Raw genomic sequence first — 7748 nt, 5'->3', positions numbered from 1 at the left:
CCGCCGCATCGACCGCGCGGCTCTGCTGACGCCGTTCGACCCCGTGGTGTGGTTCCGTGACCGTGCCCTGCGCGTGTTCGACTTCGACTATCGGATCGAGATCTACGTCCCCGCGCACAAGCGGCGCTACGGGTACTACTCGCTGCCCGTGCTGGTGGGCGACAGGATCGTCGCGCGCACCGACCTGAAGGCGGATCGCGCGGCATCCGTGCTGCGCGTGCAGTCGGCGTGGTGGGAGCCGCAGGCGCGGCCGGAGGCCGACGCCCCGCGGATCGCCGAGGAGCTCGTCAGAGCGGCCGCCTGGCAGGGCCTGGAGCGCATCAGCGTGTCGGGGTGGGGTGACGCGACGGATGCCGTGGCGCGGGCGCTGCACGGCGGAGAGGCGGCCCTCGACCGCCACGCCCACCCGCGGGAATGAGAAAGGCCCCGCCGGAGCGGGGCCTTTTCCGTCAGAACTGCACGCGGGGCGGTTCCGAGATCGCGTTGCCGTCGGCGACCTCGAAGAACTCGCGCTCGGTGAAGCCGAGGCCGCGGGCGAACATGTTGTTGGGGAACACCTTGATCTTGGTGTTCAGCTCGCGCACGCCGCCGTTGTAGAAGCGACGGGCCGCCTGGATCTTGTCCTCGGTGTCGACCAGCGAGTGCTGCAGCTGCAGATAGTTCTGGCTGGCCTGAAGCTGCGGGTAGGCCTCGGCAACCGCGAACAGGCTGCGCAGCGCCTGCTGGAGGTGCCCCTCGGCGACTCCCGCCTCAGCGGGGCCCGTCGCGGAGAGCGTCTCGGCGCGTGCCCGGGTGACGCCCTCGAACACGGACTTCTCATGGGCGGCGTAGCCGCGCACGGTCTCGATGAGGTTCGGGATCAGGTCGGCTCGGCGCTTGAGCTGCACGGTGATGCCGCTCCACGCCTCGTCCACGCGCACGTTCAGCTGCACGAGCGAGTTGTAGGTCGACCACAGATAGATCCCGATGAGCACGACGATGCCCACGACGATCAGTACCGGCCACAGCCATTCCATGGATGCCCCCTCTTGGATCTTGATCCATCCTATGTGCGCGACTCTGCGCATCGGCTGGACGACAGGCGGTTCTCAGGCTCCGAGAATGCGTTCGAGATGTCTGTTGCCGAACACGCGCTTCGGGTCGAGGCGGTCGCGCAGGGCGATGAAGTCGTCGAAGTGCGGATACCGCTCCCGCAGCTGCCCGGCATCCAGGCTGTGCAGTTTGCCCCAGTGCGGGCGTCCACCGTGCCGGAGCATGATCTGCTCGACCGCGTCGAAGTAGGGACGCGGATCGGTGCGCCAGTAGCGGTGCACGGCGATGTACGCGCTGTCACGCCCCGAAGCGGTGGACATCCACAGATCATCGGATGCCGCGAAGCGCACCTCCACGGGGAACTCGATCCGCCAGCCGCGGTCGGCGACCAGTGCGCGCACCTCCTCGAAGGCGGGCACGAGGTCGTCGGCGGGGATCGCGTACTCCATCTCGCGGAATCGCACGTTGCGGTGGTGGATGAGCACGCGGTGCGACTCGTCGGAGTACTCGCCGTCGCCGGTGAGCCTGACGGCGAGTCGGTTGAACGGCGGGATGATCGCCGGGACGGCGCGGCTGACCGCGCAGAACGCGCCGAAGACGCCGTTGGTCAGCACGGTCTCGTCGAGCCAGTGCTGCATCGGCGGGATCGGATTCCGCTTCGCGGACTCCGGCAGTCGTGTCTGCGTCTTCTTCAGCGCCACGTCGGTGTGCGGATGCCAGTAGAACTCGAGGTGGTCGGCCGCGGCGGCCTGCTGGTGCACGGTCTCGAGCGTCTCGTCGAGCGGGGCGGGGGCGTCGACGGCGTGCAGCACGAACGCCGGAACGCACTGCAGGGTCACCTCGACGACCACGCCGAGCGCCCCGAGGCCGACGACGGCCCCGGGCAGCAGTTCGCTGTCGTGTGTCTCGTCGATGCGCAGGAACTCTCCGTCGGCGGTGATGAGAGTCAGGCCGCGCACCTGCGTGGCGATCCCGCCGAATTCCGTACCTGTGCCGTGCGTGCCGGTGGAGATCGCGCCGGCGATGGACTGCCGGTCGATGTCTCCGAGGTTCTCCATGGCGAGGCCGTAGGGGCGCAGCAGCGACGGGATGCGGTGCAGCCGGGTGCCCGCGAGCAGCGTGACGCGTCCTGTGGCCGCATCCGCCGAGACGAGGCCCTGCATGTCGTCCAGTTCCAGCAGCACGCCCGGCGCGACCGCGATGCCGGTGAAGCTGTGGCCGGCGCCGACAGCCTTGACCGTGAGGCCCTGGGATGCCGCCGCCTTCACGGCGCGCTGCACGCCCTCGGGCGAGCGCGGACGTTCCACCCGCACGGGGCGCACGGATGCGGAGCGCCCCCAGTTCTGCCAGGTTCCGCCGGGGCGCGTCATAGGAAGGCCTTCCCCTCACCGCGATAGGTGGGCAGTTCCTCGACGACGGAGCCGCCGGCGACGAGGTGGTAGCTCAGGATCCGCTCTGCGGGTTCGCCGCTCTTGGCGTGCCGGAACCAGACCCGGTCGCCGATCTTCAGCTCGCGCGCCGCTTCGCCCTGGAGCGGGGTCTGCACCTCTCCCGCGGCTTCGCGCGGCAGCGTGCGCAGGCGCGGCGGCCAGACGGGTTCCGGTTGGCGGGACTCCACCGCGGGTCCGGAGGCGATCCATCCGCCGCCGAGGACAGTGGCGATGTCGGGGGCGGGTCTGCGCACGACGTCGAACGCGAAGCCAGTGGCCGGCGCAGGTCGGAAGGAGCGGTAGCCGTCGAACAGCCGGCCGGCGAGCAGCCCGCTCCCGGCGGTCGCCTCGGTCAAGGACTCGTCGCTGCCGGTGAACTCCAGGGATCCGGTGCCGCCGCCGTTGAGGAACTCGAGCGGGGCGACGCCGAGCATGGCATCCGCGATCTCCGCGCGACGGCGACGCAGTTCCGCGCGCGAGCGGGACTGCATGGCCCTGATCACGGGCGCATCGGGGCCGGCCGCGTCGCCCTGACCCGCGATCTGCGCCTCGTACATCTGCAGTCCGACCAGGCGGAAACCGGGCCGCCGCACGACCTCGCGGGCGAAGCCCGCCACATCCGCCGCGGTGAACAGCGGCGAGCGCCGGACCCCGAGGTGGCCGAGCCCCGGGGCCTTGAACGAGGCGTCGACGTCGATCGCGACGCGCACCTCCGGTCGCTTCCCGGGCGCCGCGATGGAGTCGATCAGGTCGAGGTGCGCGAGGTCGTCGATCATCAGGGTGATGCGCGACGCGAACCTCTCGTCGGAGAGCAGCGTCGCCAGCCCGGCGCGATCCACCGTCGGGTAGCCGAGCACGATGTCGTCGTGGTCCTCGGCGAGCCAGAGCGCCTCGGCGAGGGTGAAGGACAGGATGCCCCGGAATCCCGGTATGGCGAGGACGGCGTCCAGCACGGAGCGCACCCGCACCGACTTAGTGGCGACGCGGATGGGGATGCCGCCGGCGCGCACCAGCAGGTCCATCGCGTTGTGCCGGAGCGCATCTCGCTCGATCACCGCGACCGGCGCGGGAAGGTGCGCTGTGGCCTCGGTGAGGCCGCTCCAGTAGCGCGCGGGATCCTGCCAGGCGAGGTCGCGGGCCGCGCGGCCCTCGTCGGCAATGGGGCTCAGTTCGGCGGTGAGGTCGAGCACTCCCCCACCCTACGACGTTCCGGAACCCGGATTCACCATTGTTGACACCCGGTTCAATGCTGATCCGCTCCATGAACGGGCGCGGCTAGGCTTGCGGCGCGGGCCCCCATAGCCCAACGGCAGAGGCAGGCGTCTTAAACACGCTTCAGTGTCGGTTCGAATCCGACTGGGGGCACACAGTGGCGAAGCTCAGCGCACGACGGGCTCGCGGTGCAGCGCATCGACCATCGGCGCCAGCTCGGGCTGATCTGCCGCCTCGGCGAGGACCCGCTCGAGGGTCGCATCGTGCACGGGCCGCGCACGGTCGTGCAGCTCCTGACCCTCGGGGGTCAGCTCGGTGTAGATGCCGCGACGATCATCCATGCAGAGGATGCGCGTCAGCAGGCCGCGGTCCTCGAGCCTGTTGACGAGACGCGTGGTCGCGCTCGGGCTCAGCGCAGCAGCACGGGCGAGCTGCTGCATGCGCATGTGCCAGCCGTCCTGGCGATTGAGCGCATCGAGCACGGTGTACTCGACGACCGACAGCCCGACCTCCGCCGTGAGCGCGCGCTCGAGCTCGACCTCGATCATGCCGTGCAGCGCGGCCAGCGTGCGCCAGCCCTGTGCCCTGATCTCGACAGCGTCATCCGCGATGCCCATGGGAGCTCCTCTCAGCGATAGTTGCTTGCGCCGATTATTTGCATGTGCAATCATTGTTCCTGCATCCGCAAAATCCAGCGTGTGCAACTACTTGGCAAGTGTAACAGGAGAACCCTCATGCCACTCGGACTCATCGCCCTCGCCATCGGAGCGTTCGGCATCGGTCTCACCGAATTCGTCATCATGGGTCTGCTGCCCGAGGTCGCGACCGACTTCGGCGTCAGCGAAGCGACCGCCGGCTGGCTCATCTCCGGCTACGCGCTGGCCGTCGTGGTCGGCGCACTGCTGCTGACTGCCCTCACCATCCGCCTCCCCCGCAAGCCGCTGCTGCTCGGGCTGGTCGTGCTGTTCATCATCGGCAACGTGCTCACCGCCGTCGCCGACACCTACGCGATCGCCATGGTCGGCCGCATCATCGCCGCGCTCGACCACGGCGCGTTCTTCGGAGTCGGCTCCGTTGTCGCCTCGGGCCTGGTGCGTCCCGAGAAGAAGGCCGGCGCCATCGCCATCATGTTCACGGGACTCACCGCCGCGAACGTGCTGGGCGTGCCGTTCGGCACGTTCCTCGGCCAGCAGCTCGGCTGGCGGTCCACGTTCTGGGCCATCTCCCTCATCGGCGTCATCGCCTTCATCGGGATCGCCGCCCTCGTCCCCGCACAGCGCGGAGCGCAGCAGCAGGTCAGCCTGCGCGCCGAGCTCGGCGCATTCCGCTCCGGCCAGGTCTGGCTGTCCCTCGCCGTCACCGTGCTCGCCTACGGCGGCATGTTCGGCGCGTTCACCTACATCGCGTACACACTCACCGAGGTCAGCGGATTCGCGTCCGCCTCGGTGCCCTGGCTTCTCGTGCTGTTCGGCGCCGGTCTGGTCGTCGGCAACTGGCTGGGCGGGAAGCTCGCCGACCGCTCGATCGACCGCACGCTGCTCGCCTTCATCGCCGCGCTGGTCGTCGTGCTCGTCTTCTTCGGCTTCACCGCGCAGTGGCAGATCGCCACGATCGCATCGCTCTTCCTGATGGGCGGGTTCGGCTTCGGCACGGTCCCCGGCCTGCAGAGCCGCATCATGCAGTACGCGGGTCAGGCCCCGACCCTCGCATCCGGCGCCAACATCGGAGCCTTCAACGTCGGCAACGCCCTCGGCGCCTGGGCCGGCGGAATCGGCATCGCGGCGGGCCTCGGCTACACGGCCCCGATCTGGATCGGCGCCGGCATCACCGTGGCAGCCCTCGTCGTGATGGGCATCGCCATGGCCACTGCGAAGGCGCGCAGCACGGCATCCGTCTCCACCGCCCCTGAACTCGCTCACGCGAACTGACCCACGCCTCGAAAGGAAATCATGTCCATCCCCACGATCACCCTGAACAACGGCATCGAGATGCCGCAGCTCGGCTTCGGCGTCTTCCAGGTGCCCGACGACGAGACCACCGCGGCCGTCGCCGAGGCGCTGCGAGTCAGCTATCGCAGCATCGACACCGCAGCCGTCTACGGCAACGAGGCCGGCGTGGGTCGCGCCATCGCCGAGTCGGGCATCGACCGGTCCGACCTGTTCATCACCTCGAAGGTCTGGAACTCCGACCAGGGCTTCGACGCCACGCTCCGCGCCTATGACGAGGCGCTGGAGAAGCTCGGCCTCGAGCAGCTGGACCTGTACCTGATCCACTGGCCCACGCCGGAGCGCGACCTCTACCTGGACACCTGGCGGGCGCTCGAGCGGATCCACGCTGAGGGGCGCGTGCGTGCCATCGGCGTGTCGAACTTCCAGCCCGCGCACCTGGACCGCCTCGTCGCGGCATCCGAGGTCGTCCCCGCGGTCAACCAGATCGAGCTGCACCCGGCCCTGCAGAACCGCGACGTGATCGCGGCGAACACCCGTCACGGCATCGCGACCGAGGCATGGAGCCCGCTCGCCCAGGGCGCCGTGCTGCGCGACCCGGCCGTCGTCGCGATCGCCGAGGAGCACGGCGTCTCGCCCGCACAGGCCGTGCTGCGCTGGCACCTGCAGCAGGGCCGCATCGTGATCCCGAAGTCGGTGACCCCCGCGCGCATCGCGGAGAACTTCGACGTGTTCGGCTTCGAGCTCACCGCTGATGAACTGGATGCGATCGACAGGCTCGAGCGAGACGGCCGCACCGGTCCGCACCCGGACGAGTTCAACGCCGCCTGAGCGACGCCCGGACAGCGAAAGGCCCGGATCCGATCGGATCCGGGCCTTTCAGCATGTCAGCGTCACGCCTTGGTGTCGGCGGTCTCCTTGGCCGGGGCCTTCTTGGCGGCCGGCTTCTTGGCGGCGGCCTTCGCAGCCGGGGCCTTGGCAGCAGCAGCCTTGGGCGCCGCGTCCTTCGACGCGGCATCCTTCGCGACCGGAACGTCCTTCTCGTCGGCGACCTGCGCCGGAGCGGGCTTCTCGGCAGGAGCGGCCGGCGCAGCCGGACGCGGCCGAGCCGCGAACTCCTCGAAGACGTAGCGCGGGTTCTGCACGGTCTCGAGGTTCACGATGTCGCGACCGAGCCACAGGTTGTTCCACCAGCCCCACAGCACGCGCCACTTGCGCTCCCAGGTCGGCATGGCCAGACCGTGGTAGCCGCGGTGCGCGACCCAGGCGACGAAGCCCTTCAGAGCGATCTTGCCGGACTGGAACACGCCGTTGTACAGGCCGAGGCCCGCGACCGCGCCGAGGTTCTTGTGGAAGTAGTCCTTGGTCCGCTCGCCGCGCAGCACGGCGACGAGGTTCTTCGCGAGGACCTTCGCCTGACGCACGGCGTGCTGGGCGTTGGGAACGCAGTAGCCGCCGACGCCACCGCCGGACAGGTCGGGGACGGCCGAGACGTCACCGGCGGCCCACGCGCCCTCGACGGCCTCCTCGGCCGTGCCGACGCGCAGATCGGCGCGGGTGCGGATGCGACCGCGCTCCTCGACCGGCAGGTCGCCGCCGCGCACGACGGTGGGGTTGGCCATGACACCGGCGGTCCAGACGATCAGGTCGGTCGGGATGACCTCACCGGTGGACAGCTCGACGTTACCGTCGACGGCGCCGGTGACCTGGGTGTCCAGGTGCACGCTGGCGCCGCGCTTGGCGAGGTCCTTCAGCACCCACTCGCTGGTCTTCAGCGAGACCTCGGGCATGATCCGACCCATGGCCTCGATCAGGTGGAAGTGGGTGTCGTCGAACGACAGCTGCGGGTACTTCGAGACGAGAGCGGATGCCAGCGAGCGCAGCTCGGCGAACACCTCGATGCCGGCGAATCCACCGCCGACCACGACGACGGTCAGCAGACGGTCGCGCTCCGGGCCGGCGGGGATCGAGGCGGCCTTGTCGAAGTTCGACATCAGCTTGTCGCGCACGGCGACGGCCTCTTCGATGGTCTTGAGCCCGATCGCGTTGTCGGCGATGCCGGGGATCGGGAAGGTGCGCGAGACGGCGCCGGCGGTCACGACGATCTGGTCGTAAGCGAACTCGTAGG

The 7748-nt window shown here is 69.6% G+C and carries 8 protein-coding genes and 1 tRNA gene; 4 read left to right on the top strand and 5 right to left on the bottom strand.

Translation table 11 applies throughout. The features are described from left to right. A partial coding sequence (locus BGN97_RS11280) for a crosslink repair DNA glycosylase YcaQ family protein (protein ID WP_292701380.1) occupies nt 1–418 on the top strand: 418 nt, incomplete at its 5' end. 31 nt (nt 419–449) lie between these two features. Here the strand turns inward: BGN97_RS11280 and BGN97_RS11275 are convergent. The 3 genes from BGN97_RS11275 to BGN97_RS11265 form a co-directional block, all read right to left on the bottom strand. Next, a complete protein-coding gene (locus BGN97_RS11275; RefSeq protein ID WP_292701378.1) occupies nt 450–1016 on the bottom strand; it encodes a LemA family protein in 567 nt (188 codons plus the stop codon). 72 nt (nt 1017–1088) lie between these two features. Beyond that, on the bottom strand, nt 1089–2402 hold the full coding sequence (locus BGN97_RS11270; protein WP_292701376.1) for a D-arabinono-1,4-lactone oxidase: 1314 nt from the start codon (nt 2400–2402) through the stop codon (nt 1089–1091). Continuing rightward, nucleotides 2399–3652, bottom strand: coding sequence for an alanine racemase (locus BGN97_RS11265; RefSeq protein ID WP_292701374.1), 1254 nt, complete (start codon nt 3650–3652; stop codon nt 2399–2401). The genes BGN97_RS11270 and BGN97_RS11265 overlap by 4 nt, the downstream gene beginning before the upstream one ends. A gap of 102 nt (nt 3653–3754) precedes the next feature. Between BGN97_RS11265 and BGN97_RS11260 the strand changes: the two genes are divergently transcribed. After that, nucleotides 3755–3827: transfer RNA gene (locus tag BGN97_RS11260), tRNA-Leu, on the top strand. Between the two features lie 14 nt (nt 3828–3841). On the opposite strand, the gene BGN97_RS11255 is transcribed toward BGN97_RS11260, so the two are convergent. Continuing rightward, the gene (locus BGN97_RS11255) at nt 3842–4291 is read right to left on the bottom strand and encodes a MarR family transcriptional regulator (RefSeq protein WP_292701371.1); all 450 of its coding nucleotides are present in this window, start codon (nt 4289–4291) and stop codon (nt 3842–3844) included. 117 nt (nt 4292–4408) lie between these two features. Here BGN97_RS11255 and BGN97_RS11250 point away from each other — a divergent pair, with 117 nt between their 5' ends. After that, nucleotides 4409–5602, top strand: a complete 1194-nt coding sequence (locus BGN97_RS11250; RefSeq protein ID WP_292701368.1) for an MFS transporter — start codon at nt 4409–4411, stop codon at nt 5600–5602. 21 nt (nt 5603–5623) lie between these two features. Further along, complete coding sequence (locus tag BGN97_RS11245) at nt 5624–6451, top strand: aldo/keto reductase (protein ID WP_292701365.1); 828 nt, start codon at nt 5624–5626, stop codon at nt 6449–6451. Between the two features lie 62 nt (nt 6452–6513). On the opposite strand, the gene BGN97_RS11240 is transcribed toward BGN97_RS11245, so the two are convergent. Beyond that, on the bottom strand, nt 6514–7748 hold a 1235-nt coding region (locus BGN97_RS11240; protein WP_292701362.1), incomplete at its 5' end, for an FAD-dependent oxidoreductase.

This window comes from Microbacterium sp. 69-10 (assembly GCF_001897945.1).
Classification (GTDB): Bacteria; Actinomycetota; Actinomycetes; order Actinomycetales; family Microbacteriaceae; genus Microbacterium.
This window is presented reverse-complemented; position numbering and strand designations above follow the sequence as displayed.

Excerpts from the sequence above, each read along its gene's own strand:
- BGN97_RS11275 (WP_292701378.1), bottom strand. The coding sequence starts at position 1,016 with ATGGAATGGCTGTGGCCGGTACTGATCGTCGTGGGCATCGTCGTGCTC.
- BGN97_RS11270 (WP_292701376.1), bottom strand. The coding sequence starts at position 2,402 with ATGACGCGCCCCGGCGGAACCTGGCAGAACTGGGGGCGCTCCGCATCC.
- BGN97_RS11255 (WP_292701371.1), bottom strand. The coding sequence starts at position 4,291 with ATGGGCATCGCGGATGACGCTGTCGAGATCAGGGCACAGGGCTGGCGC.
- BGN97_RS11250 (WP_292701368.1), top strand. The coding sequence starts at position 4,409 with ATGCCACTCGGACTCATCGCCCTCGCCATCGGAGCGTTCGGCATCGGT.
- BGN97_RS11245 (WP_292701365.1), top strand. The coding sequence starts at position 5,624 with ATGTCCATCCCCACGATCACCCTGAACAACGGCATCGAGATGCCGCAG.